This is a genomic window from Aliirhizobium wenxiniae, assembly GCF_014201355.1.
Taxonomy (GTDB): domain Bacteria; phylum Pseudomonadota; class Alphaproteobacteria; order Rhizobiales; family Rhizobiaceae; genus Neorhizobium; species Neorhizobium wenxiniae.
Genome location: NZ_JACHEG010000001.1, coordinates 180,060 through 195,362, shown reverse-complemented (window position 1 = coordinate 195,362; position 15,303 = coordinate 180,060). Strand labels below are relative to the sequence as shown.

The window sequence follows — 15,303 nt, the reverse complement described above, 5'->3', positions numbered from 1 at the left end:
AATGATTACGTGAGATCAGTAGGTGTTGAAGGCGGCGATGGAACGGGAGGCAAGGCGCTCAATATCCTTGGGGTTATCGTGCTCCAGAACATAGTATTTCGCCGAGGTCTTCGCCTTCAAGGCGGCGATCAGATCCTTCCACGGAACGGTGCCGTGACCAACATCAGCCCAGCCGTCTTCGTCGGTGTTTTCGCCGGCCGGTGCGATATCTTTTACGTGTACCGCGGTGATCTTCCGGCCGTAGCTTTCGACCCAGGCAAAGGGATCGGCGCCGCCGCGGATGACCCAGGCGATATCGGCTTCCCAGGTGAGATCAGGGCCGCCGGCAAAGATCTGCTCCTGCGGAGTGGAGCCATCCGGCAATGCCTTGAATTCGAAATCGTGGTTGTGCCAACCAAATGTATAGCCGGCATCCTGATAACGCTTGCCGGCTTCGGCTAGACGCTTGCCGAAGGCGAACCAGCCGGCCGCGTCGGTGGGGCGCTGATCGGCAACCAGATGCGGGCAATAGATCGCTTCGACACCGAGTGTCTTGGCGATCAGCAATGCCTGTTCAGGCTCCTTTTCAAGCAGATCAATGCCGAAATGGCCGGTCGGCATGGTCAGGCCGTTTGCGTCGAGTTCGGCGCGCATGGCTTTGAGGCCCGCCTCGTCCAGCGTCGCATAAAGAGCGCCATACCCTTCGACATGCTTGTAGCCGTTCTTCGCCACGAGTTTCAGCACGTCGGAGAGCGGCGGGAAATTGCGGGCGCTATAAAGCTGGAAACCAAAGGTCGTCATGTCATCCTCCTTGAAATGAAATGTCAGCCTGCGGACTGGCAGGATTGAAGGTCGTAGATGCGGAAAACAGGCGGGGAACCTGGGGGGCTTGCCGCCGGCACGCTCGGGGTAAAGCGAACCGTTCGGTTTTCGCCGGCGGCAAGATCAAAAGCGTTATCGGAATAACGGCCGGGTGTTTCGCTCTCGATGAGGACGAAAAGCGCGAGGCCTTTGGATTGAACGAGAATGTCGAAGGCGCCATTCTCCCCTTGGGCACCGGATGGGGACACGGACATTTCCAGGCTCGCGGGCAGAAGCTCCAGCGCCTTGTAGCTTTCCATGACATGATGCCCCTCGCCGCTCGATCCGTTCGAGGCGGTGAAGCTCCATGCCAGAAGGTTGTCGCTCGGGACCGTGGTTGCGGGGATGGTCAGAACCGTGACGGCGGCATCCGGTGAGCAGACGGCGTCGATACTCCTCAACGAGCGGCGTTCGCCCGCAAGCGTCAGCAGCGAGATGTTGAGCGTGACGGTGACGTCTTCGAGCGTATCGTTGACCAGCGAGAAGCGGATCTCGCTGCCATCCTCCGAAGGGATGGCAGCTACGGCAACGGGCTGGAAGAAACGGCGTGCCATGTAATGCAGCACCTTCCAGCCGCCGCCGTAATCAAGGCTTGCCCATGAGGCAACCGGCCAAGTGTCGTTGAGCTGCCAGTAGAGAGCGCCCATGCAATGGGGCTTCAGCGAGCGCCAGTAATCGACCGCAGTCTTGATCGCGACACCCTGCTGGACTTGGCTCAGATAGACGAAATTGGCAAAGCCGCTCGGGAAACGGAAATTGCGGAACATGGTGGCGGCGATACGCTCGTTGCCGCCGACATTGCGCTGGTGATGCTCCATCACCGGCGAGGCAATATTGAGGTCCTTTTCCTCGGCATAGGTGTGGATCACCGGCAGGGACGTGTAGGACTGGAAGCCGAATTCGGAGCAGAAGCGCGGTTTGACATCGCGGTAATGTTCGAACGGCTTGTTCTCGTGCCAGACGGACCAGAAATGCATGTCGCCGGAACCGTCTGCATGCCATGCGTCGCCATAATCGAGATAACCGGAAGCTGGGCTCGACGGCCACCAGATCGCCTGCGGGACCGCCTTTTTCATCGCCCTCTCGATCGTGTGGTTGAGGCGATCGTAGGAGACCAGATAGCGGTCGCGGTTGTTGCGGGTTTCCTCGTACCAGAGAAGCGCACCGACGAGTTCGTTATCGCCACACCAGAGCACGATCGACGGATGGGAGATCAGGCGCTTCGTCTGATACTCGACTTCGTGTTCGACATTTTCGAGAAAGTCGGGCGTCGAGGGATAGATGTTGCAGGCGAACTGAAAATCCTGCCAGACCATCAGGCCGAGGCGGTCGCAGAGATCGTAGAAATGCTCATCCTCGTAAAAGCCGCCGCCCCAGATGCGGATCATGTTCATGTTGGCATCGACGGCGGATTGCAGAAGATCTTCCGTCTTTTCCGGGCTGGTGAGAGAGAAGAGCGCGTCGGCGGGAATCCAGTTAGCGCCGCGGCAGAAGATTTCACGACCGTTGATGCGGAAGGCGAAACGGCTGCCCGCCTCGTCCTTGTCGGTCAGCAGTTCGACGGTGCGCAGGCCGATCTGGCGGGTAACCGTCTCGCTCTGCGTATCGACGATCAATGAATAGAGCGTCTGTTCACCGCTTCCGGCCGGCCACCAGAGTTTTGGGTTTTCGACATGGAAGATGTGGGTAATGCTGTTTTCGCCGGGGCGCATGCCGCAATCGAGGCGAAGACGTTCTTCGCCGAATTGTAGATGGATGGGGATCACACCCTGCGTGTCGGCATGGAAGGATACGGTGACATAGAGATCGACGGAGCCATCTTCGTGATGTCGCTGCTCGGTGACAACGTGTTCGATGCGGGCGATTTCCAGTCGTTTCAGGGAAATTTCACCGTAGAGGCCGAGCGGTGCGATCGCGAGGTTCCAGTCCCAGCCGAAATGGCATTGCGGCTTGCGCAGCATGTTACCGTCCGGGATCGGGCAGTTCTTCGAAAACGGCAGGTAGAATGGCTGCCTTGCCTGGCGTTCTGCCCCCGCCTTGATATTGGAATGGAAAAGAATGCGGACGGTGTTTTCGCCGGGCTTCAGGGCCGACGAGACATCCGGGCGATAACGCCGGAAGCAATTGTCGGCAGAGAGGACTGGCACGTCGTTGACGAAGACGATCGCTACCGTGTCGAGATAGGTGATGTCGAGATACCAGGAGCCGTCAGGATCATCGATGAAGAAGGTCTTTTCGATCTGCCAGTCCTGATGCGCTACCCATTGAATGTCGTTTTCGTTGCGGCCGATATAGGGGTCCGGGATGAGGCCGGCGGTTTTCAGCGCCGTGTGGATGTCACCGGGGATGGATATGCTGGCGGCGTGGGCGCTGTCGGGAGACGTAAGGCTCCATTCGCCCAAGAGATCGATCATGCTGGTCATTGTCGCTTCTCATCAATTGTCAGAACGCGCCCCGTCTCTCCGGCATGACCGGAGAGACGGGACCGGCAGCAGGGCGAGGGGTAAATCCCGCTGCAGGTAATCAAATCCGCTCCTCCGTCTCCGCATCAAAGAGCGAGGCCATGGTCATGTCGAAGCCGAGGCGGACTTTTGCGCCGACCTTGTAACGCCGGGCACCGCCGATGCGCACGGAGATCGTGTGGCCGGCGAGTTTCAGCCAGATCAGGTTGTCGGCGCCCATCGGCTCCTCGATATCGACGATCGCTTCGTGAGCCTGTTCGGTCGTGACGTCGCCATCGACCTTGATATGTTCGGGGCGCAGGCCGAGCACGACCTTGCGGCCGGGGGTGAGCGCCTCAGTTGCTTCATAGCCGGCAAGCGAAATGCTGACGCCATTGGTGCGGAAGACTTTTTTGCCGCCCTCCTCCGCCAGTTCGCCATTGAGAAAGTTCATCGAGGGCGAGCCGATGAAGCCGGCGACGAACTTGTTTCTCGGGCGGTTGTAGATGGTGATCGGATCGTCCAACTGCTGGATGACGCCGCTCTTCATGATGGCGATCCGGTCTGCCAGCGTCAGCGCCTCGATCTGGTCGTGGGTGACGTAGATCATCGTGTTCTTCAGCGACTGGTGCAGACGCTTGATCTCGACGCGCAGTTCGGAGCGCAGTTTCGCATCGAGGTTGGAGAGCGGTTCGTCGAAAAGGAAGACATCAACATCACGGACAAGCGCGCGGCCGATCGCGACGCGCTGGCGCTGGCCGCCGGACAAGGCTGCCGGCTTGCGCTGAAGCAAAGGCTCGATCTGCAGGATGCCAGCGGCTCGGGCGATGCGCTTTGCGATCTCGTCCTTGGGCATGCCGGCGACCTTCAAGCCGAAGGAGAGGTTCTTCTCCACCGTCATCTGCGGGTAGAGCGCATAAGACTGGAAGACCATGCCGATGCCGCGGTCCTTGGGCTCTTCCCAGGTGACGTTCTTGTCCTTGATGAAGATCTGGCCGTCGGTCGGCTCGAGCAGGCCGGCAATGCAGTTGAGAAGCGTGGACTTGCCGCAGCCGGAAGAGCCGAGCAGGACGAGGAATTCTCCGTCCTTGATATCGAGATCGAGGTTCTGGAGAACGGTCACCGCCCCGAAGTGCAGAGACAGGTCACGAATGGAAACGGAATTGGAGAGGTCGGTCATCAAGGCTTACCCCTTTACTGCGCCGGCAGCGATGCCGCGAACGAACAGCCGGCCGGAAACGAAATAGACGATGAGCGGAACAGCGCCGGTGAGCAGCGTCGCTGCCATGTTGACGTTGTATTCCTTCACCCCCTGGACGGAGTTGACGATGTTGTTGAGCTGGACGGTCATCGGATAGGTATCCGGCCGCGTGAAGACGACGCCGAAGAGGAAGTCGTTCCAGATGCCGGTGACCTGGATGATGATCGCAACGACGAAGATCGGCAGCGACATAGGCAGCATGATACGACCGTAGATCTGCCAGAAGCCTGCACCGTCGATGCGTGCCGCCTTGAACAGTTCCTCCGGCAGGCCGGCGAAATAGTTGCGGAAGAGCAGCGTCAGGATCGGCATGCCGAAGATCGTATGGACGATGACGAGGCCGGTGAGCGAACCGTAGATACCGATTTCACGCAGGATGATGACGAGCGGATAGATCATTACCTGATAGGGAATGAAGGCGCCGATGATGAGCACGGAGAAGAACAGTTCCGAGCCCTTGAAACGCCAGTTGGCAAGCGCATAACCGCTGACCGAGGCGACTGCGATCGAGACTATGACCGAGGGCACGAGAATGCGCACCGAGTTCCAGAAGCCGCGGGAAAGACCGTCACAGTTAAGGCCAGTGCAGGCCTCGGCCCAGGCTTTTACCCAGGGTTCGAAAGTGATTTCCATCGGCGGCGAAAAAATGTTGCCGAGACGCACTTCCGGCATGCCCTTCAATGACGTGACGACCATCACGTAGAGCGGCAGGAGGTAATAAAGCGCCGCCAGGCCGAGAATGCCGTAAATCATGATGTTGCGGCGAGAGAGGACCTTCTTCGGCTTTTTTCCGCGCGGTCCCGCTGCAATTTCGGTTCTGACGGCGTCTATCGCGGCGCCGGTCGCGTTGAGAGTGGAGACGTTAGCCACGCTTCTTCCCTCCGAATTCGAGATAGGCCCAGGGGATGATGATGATGGCGACGGTGAGCAGCATCATGGTGGAGGCGGCAAAGCCCTGCCCCAGGTTCTGCGCCTGGAACATGTAGTCATAGACGTATTTTGCAGGCACTTCCGACGCATTGCCGGGGCCGCCGGATGTCTGTGCCACGACGAGATCATAGAGCTTGACGATGCCGCTGCCGATGAGGACCAGCGTGGTGATGAAGACCGGACGCATCATCGGAATGACGACGAAAAGATAGGTCCGCCACATCGGGATGCCGTCGACGCGGGCCGCCTTCCAGATATCCTCGTCGATACCGCGCAGGCCGGCGAGCATCAGGCACATGACCAGCCCTGTCCCCTGCCAGAGACCTGCGATCAGGATGCCGTAGATGACGATGTCGGGATTGTAGAGCGGGTCGAAGGTAAAGCTCGTCCAGCCGAGCGAGCGGACGATGCCCTGCACCCCGAATTCCGGATTGAGGATCCACTGCCAGACAAGGCCGGTGACAATGAAGGACAGAGCGAAGGGATAAAGGAAAATGGTGCGGAAGGCGCTTTCGAAGCGGATCTTCTGGTCCATCAGCGCCGCCAGCACGAAGCCGACCACGAGCGAGAAGATCAGGGACAGGATGCCGTAGATCAAGAGGTTCTGGATCGAGATGATCCAGCGGGACGACGCCCAAAGGCGCTCATACTGGTCAAAACCGACAAAGCTTGCCCGCGGCAGAAGCCTGGAATTGGTAAAGGAATAGATCACCGTCCAGATCGTGCCGCCGAAGAATACGACAGCGGCAACGAGGATCATGGGGGTGAGCGCAATCTTGGAATTGAGATTGCGGAAGAGCTGATTAGGCCGGCCGGACGATTTCGGCAGCGGTCTGGATGGTGTAGCGGACGGCACGGTACGGGACATTGTTCCTCCTCGATCGGTACGCTCAAGGCGCAGCCTTTCCTTCCGGCCCCGCCCCTCTTGCGAAAGGGCGAGGCCAGTGCGGTTCAGGATCGTGATGGAGTGATCAGTCCGCCGAGCCGATGATGGAGGCGAAGCGTTCCTGCGCCTGTTTCGGTGTGATCGACGCATTGGCGAAGAATTCGGACATCAGGTCTTCCTTCTGCTTCTGCGTATCGGCCGAAACGAGCTGGTCGGTACTGGTTGCCGTGCTGCCCTTCGAGATGATCTCGATACCCTTCTTCATGCAGTCGTTTGCAGCGGCAAGATCGACGTCACTACGGATCGGAACGGAGCCCTTCTTGAGGTTGAATGCCACCTGCACCTTGGGATCGACAATGGTTTCCGCCAGCACTTCCTGCGCCTTGGACTTCGCCTCGTCCTTCAGAATCGGGAAGTAGATGGCATCACCGCCGGTGGTCAGGGTCTGGTTGAGACCAAGGCCCGGAAGGCAGGTATAGTCCTTGCCGGCAACCTGCCCGGCCTGCTGGAACTCGCCCTGCGCCCAGTCACCCATGATCTGGCCGCCGGCCTTGCCGGTGATGACCAGATTGGTGGCCTGGTTCCAGTCCTGCACGTTGGAGCCCTTGGCGAGCTTGCGGGCATCGTCGGCCGCCGCAAAGATCTTTGCCATTTCAGGACCGGCCGCGGTTTCCTCGTCCTTGTCCTTGTAGACCTTGTTGTAAAGCTCGGTGCCGCCCAGCGCGATCACCAGCGTGTCGAACAGTCCGTTGACCTGGAAGGCGGAACCGCCGACGGCAAGCGGCTGAAGACCGGCTTCCCTGAGTTTGGGACCGGCTGCGACGAATTCGTTCCAGTCCTTCGGGACCGGTACGCCAGCCTTTTCGAATGCCGCATTGGAAAGCCACAGCCATTGCCAGGAATGGATGTTGACCGGGGCGCAGTAGATCTTGCCCTCGTAAGTGCAGCTAGCGAGCAGGCTCGCCGGTTTGATAATGTCCTTCCACTTGCCCTTTTCGGCGACATCGTTGAGGTCGCGCATCAGGCCGGACATGACCAGTTCCTCAGCCTGGCGTCCGTGGTTGAATTGGGTCGCGCCCATCGGATCACCGCCGGTGATGCGGCTGATCATGATCGGGCGCGCCGTGCTGCCTGAACCGGCAATGGCGCCATCGACCCATTTATTGCCGGTCGCATCGAATGCGGTTGCCAGCTCCTTCACGGCAGCCGCCTCGCCTCCCGATGTCCACCAATGCGTGACTTCCAGATCGGCGGCCATAGCTGCACAAGGCAGCGCCGCGGTGGCAGCCAGAACGGCTGCGAATGCACGGATACGCATGAGTCTCCTCCCTCACTGAAACGTTGCAGTAAAAAGCTAGGGCAAAGCCAGATAGGTGGCAAGCCTGCTTCTCCAAATTATTGCATGATTGAGCACTAGAACAACTTCTGAGGGCATTTAGCTCAAGGTCATCAGGTAAATAATTCCAGAAAATACCGGCATAAGATCGATCTAAGGCTATTTTATTTCGCATATGCACAAAATCGATGTGCGATTGCGTAATGCCAACACATGGTTGCGGATAGAAGTATTTTCATCGGATGCGGGTTGAAAATTACCTGTAACGTTTCAGTTTTTCCTGTAATAACCGATCTGCATCATTCAGAAGCCAATCACGGCAATCGATGCGAGCAGCAAGATGGACGAGATCAGAAAAACATCCACGCGCAACACGGCGACTAACGAACGCCCTACCCTCAAGACGATCGCCTTCATGACGGGTCTCGGGATCACGACCGTATCGCGCGCACTGAAAGATGCGCCGGATATCGGGTCCGAGACCAAGGAGCGCGTTCGACTGGTGGCGCGCCAGCTCGGCTATCAGCCGAACCGGGCGGGTGTGCGCCTGCGGACCGGCAAGACCAACGTGATCGCGCTGGTGCTGAGCATCGAGCAGGAATTGATGGGTTTCACCAGCCAGATGGTGCAGGGAATTTCGGAAGTGTTGGGAGGAACCCAGTATCACCTTGTGGTGACGCCGCATTCATTCGAGAAAGATCCGATGGTACCGGTGCGCTACATCCTCGATACCGGATCGGCGGACGGGGTGATCATCTCGCGCATGGAGCCTGACGATCCGCGAGTGCGGCTAATGACCGAGCGGAATCTTCCCTTCGTGACCCACGGACGAACGGATATGGGCATCGTTCACCCGTTCCACGATTTCGACAACGAAGCCTATGTCTATCAGGCGGTGCAAAGGCTTGTACGACGCGGGCGCCGGCGCATCGCGCTCTTGGCGCCGCTCAGCCGCTTTTCCTACCAGATCCATAGCCGGATAGGTTTTGAGCGCGGCCTGAACGATTTTCAGGCGACGGAAGTTTCGATGGGCCGGATGACCACGGAAACGCCACTCGAGGAAATCCGCGCCTATGCGGAGCGCCTGTGTCGCCTCGCCGAACCGCCGGACGGTATCATCTCGCTCAGCGGATCCGCATCGATCGCACTGGTTGCCGGAGCCGAGGCTGCCGGACGCCGACTGGGCAAGGAGATCGACATGGTCTCGAAACAGTCGGCCGAATTTTTGAACTGGATCAGGCCGGAAATGCTGACCGTGACGGAAGACGTGCGCCATGCCGGCCGGGAACTGGCAAAAGCGGTTCTGGCTCGTATCGACGGTGTAGCACCGGAACTGCTGCAGAGCATCGACGGGCCGGTGTGGTCGGTGATGGGACCGAAAGATTAGCGTATCACGAAAAAAGCCCGGCACTTGGCCGGGCTTTTTCATCTTATCTATGAACACCGATCAGGCGAAATCGGCAAGGCCGCTGCCCCAAGGGCCGTGGTGCTTGTCGACGCCATCGAGGCGGTCGAAACCATGCGCGCCGAAGAAGTCGCGCTGAGCCTGGATGAGGTTAGCCGTGCCTCTGCCCCGACGATAGGCGTCGAAATAGGAAAGAGCCGAGGTGAGCGCCGGAGCAGGAAGGCCATTCAGTGCTGCGTAGGAAACGATGCGGCGAAGCGCGCCGTCGGTTTCCTTGACCAGTTGCGAGAAGGCCGGGGTGACGATGAGGTTTGCCACGTTCGGATCCTTGGTGAAGGCCGAGGTGATTTCATCGAGGAACTGCGAACGGATGATGCAACCAGCGCGCCAGATCTTGGCGATGGTCGGCATCGGCAGGTTCCAGCCGAACTCCTTAGAAGCTTCCGCCATGACGGCAAAGCCCTGCGCATAAGCGCCGATCTTGGCGGCCAGAAGCGCGAGTTCCAGATCGGCGAGGAAGGCCATGCCATCCTTCGGGCGATCGACCAGAGCCGGCTTGCCGAGGATCTTTTCGGCCGCCTGGCGTTCGGAACGGAGCGAGGAGATGACACGGCCGGCAACGGCAGCTTCGATCGCGGTCGCTGCGACGCCCATGTTCTGGGCCTCGATGACCGACCACTTGCCGGTGCCCTTCTGGCCTGCCGAATCGACGATGACGTCGACCATCGGCTTGCCGGTGATCGGGTCGTTGGCCTTCAGCACCTTTTCCGAGATTTCCATGAGATAGGAATCAAGGCGGCCTTCATTCCAGCGGCCGAAGACGCCGCCGATCTCGGGCGCACTCATGCCGAGGCCATCACGCAGGATGCCGTAGATTTCGGCGATCATCTGCATGTCGGCATATTCGATGCCGTTATGGATGGTCTTGACGAAGTGACCGGCGCCGTTCGGGCCGAGCCAGTCGACGCAGGGTTCGCCGTTGAACTTGGCCGAGATCGAGGTCAGGACCTTCTCGACGCGCTTCCAGCTTTCCTCGGTGCCGCCGACCATGATGGACGGTCCGTGGCGCGCACCTTCCTCGCCACCAGAAACGCCCATGCCGATGAAGGTCAGGTCGCTGCCTTCAAGGCTCTTGAAGCGGCGCATCGTATCGCGGAAGTTGGCATTGCCGGCATCGATCATGATGTCGCCGGAAGACAGGTAGGGCTTCAGGAGATCCATCTGCTGGTCGACCGGATCTCCGGCCTTGATCATGATGATGATCGGGCGCGGCGGGCGGATGGCCTTGATGAAATCTTCCATCGTTTCGCACGGAATGATCTGGCCCTGGAGGGCGCCTGCATCCGCGTAGAATTTCTTCGTGACTTCGACCGTACGGTTGAAGACGGCAATCTTGTTGCCTTTTTCAGCGATATTGAGGGAAAGGTTGGCGCCCATGACGCCAAGGCCGATTAGGCCGATTTCTGCCTGTTCCACGGGAGGAGCCTCCGATTTTGTTGCGCCTTCTTTTGGCATTGGTGCGCCATGGGGGCAAGGGAGCGATTGTCTAAATCGGCTACATTCTGCATTTGTCTGCCCCCATAGCCTGCCCCTATAATTCGGGCCTGTCAGCCGGGGCGATCCTCGCCATCGTCGATGATGCGCCAGGCGGCACCGTCGAGATCGTCATACTGGCCGTTCTTCAACGACCAGAGAAAGGCAGCAAGTCCGAGTCCGCCGAGAAAGAGCGCGACCGGGATGAGGTAGATGAGCATGTTCATGCGGCGCGCATCTTTCCTTTTTCAGCCGTCTTCTCAGCCCCCGCCTGTGTCGCCAGATCCTCGCTGCCGATCTGGTTCAGCCTGAGTGCGTTGACGACGACGATGATCGAAGAAGTGGACATGGCGACGGCGGCGATCAGCGGCGTTGCATAGCCGGCAAGAGCGATCGGCACAGCGATAATGTTGTAACCGATAGCGAGCCCGAAATTCTGCCGGATCAGGCGGCTTGCACGGCGCGAGATATCGATCGCCAGCGGCACGGCGTTAAGGCTTTCATGCATGAAGACGAAATCGGCGGCCTTGCGGCCGATATCTGCCGCGGTGGCCGGCGCCATCGAGACATAAGCTGCGGCGAGTGCAGGTGCATCGTTGATACCGTCGCCGACCATCAGGACCTTACGGCCTTCACCGGCAAGCGAGGCGCAATAATCGGCCTTACCCTTGGGCGAGACCTCCGCCTTCCAGCGGGCGATGCCGAGTTGAGCCGCCAGCGCCGTCACCGGCCCGGCGCGATCACCCGAGACGAGGTCGACCGGCATGCCGTCGGCTTCGAGCGTCCGGATGGCAGAGGCGGCGTCCTGGCGAAGCGCATCCTCGAAACGGATGCAGGTAACCTCGTGACCGTCGCGCGACAGCACGACTTCGAGATCGGCATTCTCGCTGGCGGTCGTTTCGCCACAGGCGAAGCGGCGGTTGCCGAGCCTGTAGAGCCCTTCGGTACGGCGAGCCTCAAGCCCGCTTCCGGGAATTTCGATCACGTCGTCAAAGAGCGGGAACGGGCCGGATGCCACGGCGCAGATCGCCCGCGACAGCGGATGGCGCGAATGGGCGGCAAGGCCGGCTGCGAGCGACAGGATGGGCCCCGGAATATCGCTGCCATTGACGAGGCGCGGACGGCCGAGCGTCAGGGTCCCGGTCTTGTCGAAGATGACGCTGTCCGCCTGGGCGAGCCGCTCCATGGCCGAGCCATCCTTGACCATGATGCCGTTCCTGAACAGACGGCCGGCAGCGACGACCTGAACGACCGGAACGGCCAGACCGAGCGCACAGGGGCATGTGATGATCAGGACCGCGATGGCGATCAGCATGGCGCGCTTCCAGTCCCCGCCTGCAAGCCCCCAGGAGACGAAGGCGGTGAGAGCCAGAAGGTGGACGGCAGGCGAATAATATTGCGCGGCGCGGTCCGCGAGACGGCGATAACCGGCCTTGGCCCCTTCCGCCACCTCCATCAGCGAGATGACTTCTGCAAGGAAGGATTCTCTTGCCGTCGCGGTGACCTTGATGATGAGCGAGCCGGTGAGGCTGAGCGTGCCGGCATGGACGGCGGCACCGGCAGCGACGGCCTGCGGCACGCTTTCGCCGTTGACGATCGAGACGTCGAGATCGCTGGCGCCCCATTCGACGGTGCCATCGACAGGGATGCGTTCGCCGGCAGCAATCGCGACGCGATCTCCGGGTTTTACATCCTCGACGGGGCGGTATTCACGTGTGCCGTCGGCCAAGACGACCATGGCACCGCGCGGTGACAGGCGAGCAAGACCGCTGATCGCAGCCCTTGCCCGGTCACGCATGATATGGTCGAGCGTGCGGCCGATCAGCAGGAAGAACAGAAGCGAGACGGTGGCATCGAACCAGGCATGTTCGCCGTGATGCATGGTTTCCCACAGCGACACTGCATAGGAGAGCGTGATCGCAAGGGCGATCGGCACGTCCATATTGGTGCGTCCACGCTTAAGCGCGGCCCAGGCGGAGGCGTAAAAGAACCGGCCGCCATAGATCAGCGCAGGTGCGGCGATGAAGGCCGAAATCCAGTGGAACATGTCGCGCGTGGCATCATCGGCGCCGGACCAGACGGAAACGGAAAGAAGCATGATGTTGGCGGCGGCGAAACCGCAAAGCGCGACTGCGCGCACGAGGTCACGCTGCAGCTTATCTCCATCATCGAGCGAAGCATCGAAGAGATAGGCGTCATAGCCGGTTGCAGCGGTGATCGAACCAACGAAATCGGCCGGATCGACAGATGGCTCGTCAGCCTTCTGCTGCCAGACGATCGAGACGCGTTTGGTGGAAAGGTTGACGCGGGCCTTCTCGACAGAATGGATGCCCTTGAGCGCGTTTTCGATAGAGACGATGCAGGCGCCGCAATGGACGCCGGGTACGCTGAGATCTACCTGCCGCCTGCCCTCGCCGAGGTCCCGGCTTGCGAGCAGCATTTCTTCGGAAGACGGTGCAGACCTGACGATCTCGCCTTCCGTTCCGGGTGCGCAGCAGCTCATTTCTTTGCTCCATGAACGGAGACACGCTCCGCATGATGAAGGATTCGTTCTCCGCCGCGCTCGGCGATCGCCTCGACGATCCAGTGACCCGGTAGGACCTCACGGGAAATACTGAAGACACCCATGCCTTCTTTCGTCATCTCGACGCTGAAATCCTGATGCTCGCCGACAGGGCGTTTGAAATTGAGGACGAGGCGGTCGGCCTCGACCGGCTGGCCATCGGGACCGAGGATTTCGTAGCGAGCCCCCTCGGCGCTAACGGCGAGCCTGCCGTTGACGCCGGTTGCGGCAAGCGCCCTTGCCTGCGCCACCTTGCCGTTGAATTGCTGGCTGGCGACATAGGTGTTCGGGACGACGAGACCGCTCCAGCTGGTAATAGCGTTATAGGCCATGAAGACATTGACCGAGATGATCGTGCCGAAGAAGAGCACCATGACGCCCGCCATGTGCCAGCCCGTGAAAACGAAGCCCTTTTGCGATGCTGTGCTCATCTTTTGCCTCCTGGTACGAAAAAGTTAGCCGAGTAACTGTTTCGCTCATGGCTGGAGCGGTCTTCGGCGATGAAATGGAAGGATGCTTCGCTTTTGGCTTCATCCTTCGGCAGCGTGACATAGACCTTCAGCGCCATTGCCTTGTCCGGCGCGACCTCGATGGCGAATTCGCGTCCGGGCACGTCGGAGATGCCGATGATCTTCATCGTCGCCTCCGGCATGCCGTCTAGCGTCAGCATGATCGTGCGCGGTTCAGGGATCATGTTGAGGAGGCGAACGGTGTAGCCATTGCGGATGGAACCATCCGACTCCATGACGAATTGCGGATTGCGGTCATGCAGCACGTTGATTTCCAGCCGGTCGCGGGACAGGAGCGCAACGACAAGGCCGATGCCGACCGCTGTCCAGACGCCCATGTAAAGCAACGTGCGCGGGCGAAGCAGGATCTTCCAGTTGAAATGGCGGACGCCTTCAACAAAACCACCATCCGGCTTGCGGGTTCGGGTGGGATTGATCGGCGAGGTACCACCGGCTGTCGCCAACGCCATGTTGGCATCGTATTCGTCGAGCGTCGCATAAGCGATCAGGCCGCGTTCCTTGCCGATCTTGTCCATCACGCCATCGCAGGCGTCGATACAGAGCGCACAGGTGATACAGGCCATCTGCTGGCCGTCGCGAATGTCGATCCCCATGGGACAGACTGCGACGCAAGCGTTGCAATCGACGCAATCGCCGACGATCTGGCCGCTGGCTGCCGCCTTTTTGGCGTGGCGGCTGCGCGGTTCGCCGCGCCAGTCGTTATAGGTCACGACCAGCGAATGCTCGTCGAGCATGGCGCCCTGGATACGCGGCCAGGGACACATGTAGATGCAGACCTGCTCGCGCATCAGGCCACCGAGCAGATAGGTGGTGGCGGTCAGGATGGCGACGGTGGAATAGGCAACGAAGGCCGCCTGACCGGTGATGAAATCGAAGGCAAGAGACGGCGCGTCGGCGAAGTAGAAAATCCAAGCGCCGCCAGTCGCGATTGCGATGGCGATCCAGATCGAATGCTTGACGACGCGCTTGGTGATCTTGTTCGCGGTCCAGGGGCCGGCATCGAGTTTCATCCGCGCGTTACGATCGCCTTCGATGAAGCGCTCGACGACGAGAAAGAGATCGACCCACACCGTCTGGGGACAGGCATATCCGCACCAGGCGCGACCGACGGCCGAGGTCAGTAGGAAAAGGCCAAAGCCCGCCATGACCAGAAGGCCGGCGACAAAGATGAATTCCTGCGGCCAGATCTCGATGAAGAAGAAATAGAAACGCCGGCTGGCGAGATCGACAAGCACGGCCTGATCGGGGGCGAAGGGGCCACGGTCCCACCTGATCCACGGTGTCAGATAATAGATTCCGAGCGTGACGAGCATCACCAGCCACTTGAACCGGCGGAAACGTCCCTCGGCACGCTTGGGAAAAATCTTCTTGCGTTTTTCATAAAGCGGCTGGCGTTTTTCGCCAGGCGAATGCACCGCCTTGACATCAATCCGTTCGACAGATGCGTCACCTGCGGAAACGCTTTCGGCGGTATAGAGATTCATCGGAACATTCCTTTGCACCATGCCTTTTCCCACCGCGCGACCCTCAATTCCTTGACGCAAGTCAAGGCATGCGGCATTCGCAGACCGGTTCACG

General features: G+C 59.9%; 12 protein-coding genes. 1 reads left to right on the top strand and 11 read right to left on the bottom strand.

The window, feature by feature from the left end; genetic code table 11:
• Positions 1 to 15 precede the first annotated feature (15 nt).
• The 6 genes from HNQ72_RS01060 to HNQ72_RS01035 all read right to left on the bottom strand — a co-directional run bounded on the left by HNQ72_RS01060 (position 16) and on the right by HNQ72_RS01035 (position 7,676).
• Complete coding sequence (locus tag HNQ72_RS01060; protein WP_183989176.1) at positions 16 to 780, bottom strand: sugar phosphate isomerase/epimerase family protein; 765 nt, start codon at positions 778 to 780, stop codon at positions 16 to 18.
• 23 nt (positions 781 to 803) lie between these two features.
• Positions 804 to 3,263 carry a beta-mannosidase gene (locus HNQ72_RS01055; protein ID WP_183989175.1) on the bottom strand — a complete coding sequence of 820 codons (2,460 nt, stop codon included), beginning with the start codon at positions 3,261 to 3,263 and terminating at the stop codon, positions 804 to 806.
• A gap of 100 nt (positions 3,264 to 3,363) precedes the next feature.
• On the bottom strand, positions 3,364 to 4,461 hold the full coding sequence (locus tag HNQ72_RS01050) for an ABC transporter ATP-binding protein (protein WP_183989174.1): 1,098 nt from the start codon (positions 4,459 to 4,461) through the stop codon (positions 3,364 to 3,366).
• Between the two features lie 6 nt (positions 4,462 to 4,467).
• Positions 4,468 to 5,412 (bottom strand): carbohydrate ABC transporter permease, encoded by a 945-nt coding sequence (locus tag HNQ72_RS01045; RefSeq protein ID WP_148146486.1) that lies wholly within the window; start codon positions 5,410 to 5,412, stop codon positions 4,468 to 4,470.
• Positions 5,405 to 6,340 (bottom strand): carbohydrate ABC transporter permease, encoded by a 936-nt coding sequence (locus tag HNQ72_RS01040; RefSeq protein ID WP_148146485.1) that lies wholly within the window; start codon positions 6,338 to 6,340, stop codon positions 5,405 to 5,407. Before HNQ72_RS01040 ends, HNQ72_RS01045 begins: the two co-directional genes overlap by 8 nt.
• 103 nt (positions 6,341 to 6,443) lie before the next feature.
• The gene (locus HNQ72_RS01035) at positions 6,444 to 7,676 is read right to left on the bottom strand and encodes an ABC transporter substrate-binding protein (RefSeq protein ID WP_183989173.1); all 1,233 of its coding nucleotides are present in this window, start codon (positions 7,674 to 7,676) and stop codon (positions 6,444 to 6,446) included.
• Positions 7,677 to 8,034: 358 nt separating this feature from the next.
• Between HNQ72_RS01035 and HNQ72_RS01030 the strand changes: the two genes are divergently transcribed.
• A complete protein-coding gene (locus HNQ72_RS01030; protein ID WP_183989172.1) occupies positions 8,035 to 9,081 on the top strand; it encodes a LacI family transcriptional regulator in 1,047 nt (348 codons plus the stop codon).
• 60 nt (positions 9,082 to 9,141) lie between these two features.
• On the opposite strand, the gene gndA is transcribed toward HNQ72_RS01030, so the two are convergent.
• From gndA to ccoG, 5 genes are all read right to left on the bottom strand, one after another.
• Positions 9,142 to 10,575, bottom strand: a complete 1,434-nt coding sequence (gene gndA, locus HNQ72_RS01025) for an NADP-dependent phosphogluconate dehydrogenase (protein WP_183989171.1) — start codon at positions 10,573 to 10,575, stop codon at positions 9,142 to 9,144.
• 131 nt (positions 10,576 to 10,706) lie between these two features.
• Positions 10,707 to 10,859, bottom strand: a complete 153-nt coding sequence (ccoS, locus tag HNQ72_RS01020) for a cbb3-type cytochrome oxidase assembly protein CcoS (protein ID WP_112455538.1) — start codon at positions 10,857 to 10,859, stop codon at positions 10,707 to 10,709.
• Positions 10,856 to 13,135 (bottom strand): cation-translocating P-type ATPase, encoded by a 2,280-nt coding sequence (locus HNQ72_RS01015; RefSeq protein WP_183989170.1) that lies wholly within the window; start codon positions 13,133 to 13,135, stop codon positions 10,856 to 10,858. The genes ccoS and HNQ72_RS01015 overlap by 4 nt, the downstream gene beginning before the upstream one ends.
• Positions 13,132 to 13,626: a FixH family protein gene (locus tag HNQ72_RS01010; RefSeq protein ID WP_183989169.1), complete on the bottom strand. Its 495-nt coding sequence runs from the start codon at positions 13,624 to 13,626 to the stop codon at positions 13,132 to 13,134. The genes HNQ72_RS01015 and HNQ72_RS01010 overlap by 4 nt, the downstream gene beginning before the upstream one ends.
• Entirely contained in the window at positions 13,623 to 15,209 is a 1,587-nt protein-coding gene (gene ccoG, locus HNQ72_RS01005; RefSeq protein WP_183989168.1) for a cytochrome c oxidase accessory protein CcoG, read from the bottom strand. The genes HNQ72_RS01010 and ccoG overlap by 4 nt, the downstream gene beginning before the upstream one ends.
• Between the last annotated feature and the right edge of the window lie 94 nt (positions 15,210 to 15,303).

Bases quoted from the DNA above. Each gene is read 5' to 3' on its own strand.
- HNQ72_RS01030 (WP_183989172.1), top strand. From the start codon at position 8,035: ATGGACGAGATCAGAAAAACATCCACGCGCAACACGGCGACTAACGAA.
- HNQ72_RS01060 (WP_183989176.1), bottom strand. From the start codon at position 780: ATGACGACCTTTGGTTTCCAGCTTTATAGCGCCCGCAATTTCCCGCCG.
- HNQ72_RS01055 (WP_183989175.1), bottom strand. From the start codon at position 3,263: ATGACCAGCATGATCGATCTCTTGGGCGAATGGAGCCTTACGTCTCCC.
- HNQ72_RS01010 (WP_183989169.1), bottom strand. From the start codon at position 13,626: ATGAGCACAGCATCGCAAAAGGGCTTCGTTTTCACGGGCTGGCACATG.
- HNQ72_RS01035 (WP_183989173.1), bottom strand. From the start codon at position 7,676: ATGCGTATCCGTGCATTCGCAGCCGTTCTGGCTGCCACCGCGGCGCTG.
- ccoG (WP_183989168.1), bottom strand. From the start codon at position 15,209: ATGAATCTCTATACCGCCGAAAGCGTTTCCGCAGGTGACGCATCTGTC.
- HNQ72_RS01015 (WP_183989170.1), bottom strand. From the start codon at position 13,135: ATGAGCTGCTGCGCACCCGGAACGGAAGGCGAGATCGTCAGGTCTGCA.
- HNQ72_RS01040 (WP_148146485.1), bottom strand. From the start codon at position 6,340: ATGTCCCGTACCGTGCCGTCCGCTACACCATCCAGACCGCTGCCGAAA.
- ccoS (WP_112455538.1), bottom strand. From the start codon at position 10,859: ATGAACATGCTCATCTACCTCATCCCGGTCGCGCTCTTTCTCGGCGGA.
- HNQ72_RS01050 (WP_183989174.1), bottom strand. From the start codon at position 4,461: ATGACCGACCTCTCCAATTCCGTTTCCATTCGTGACCTGTCTCTGCAC.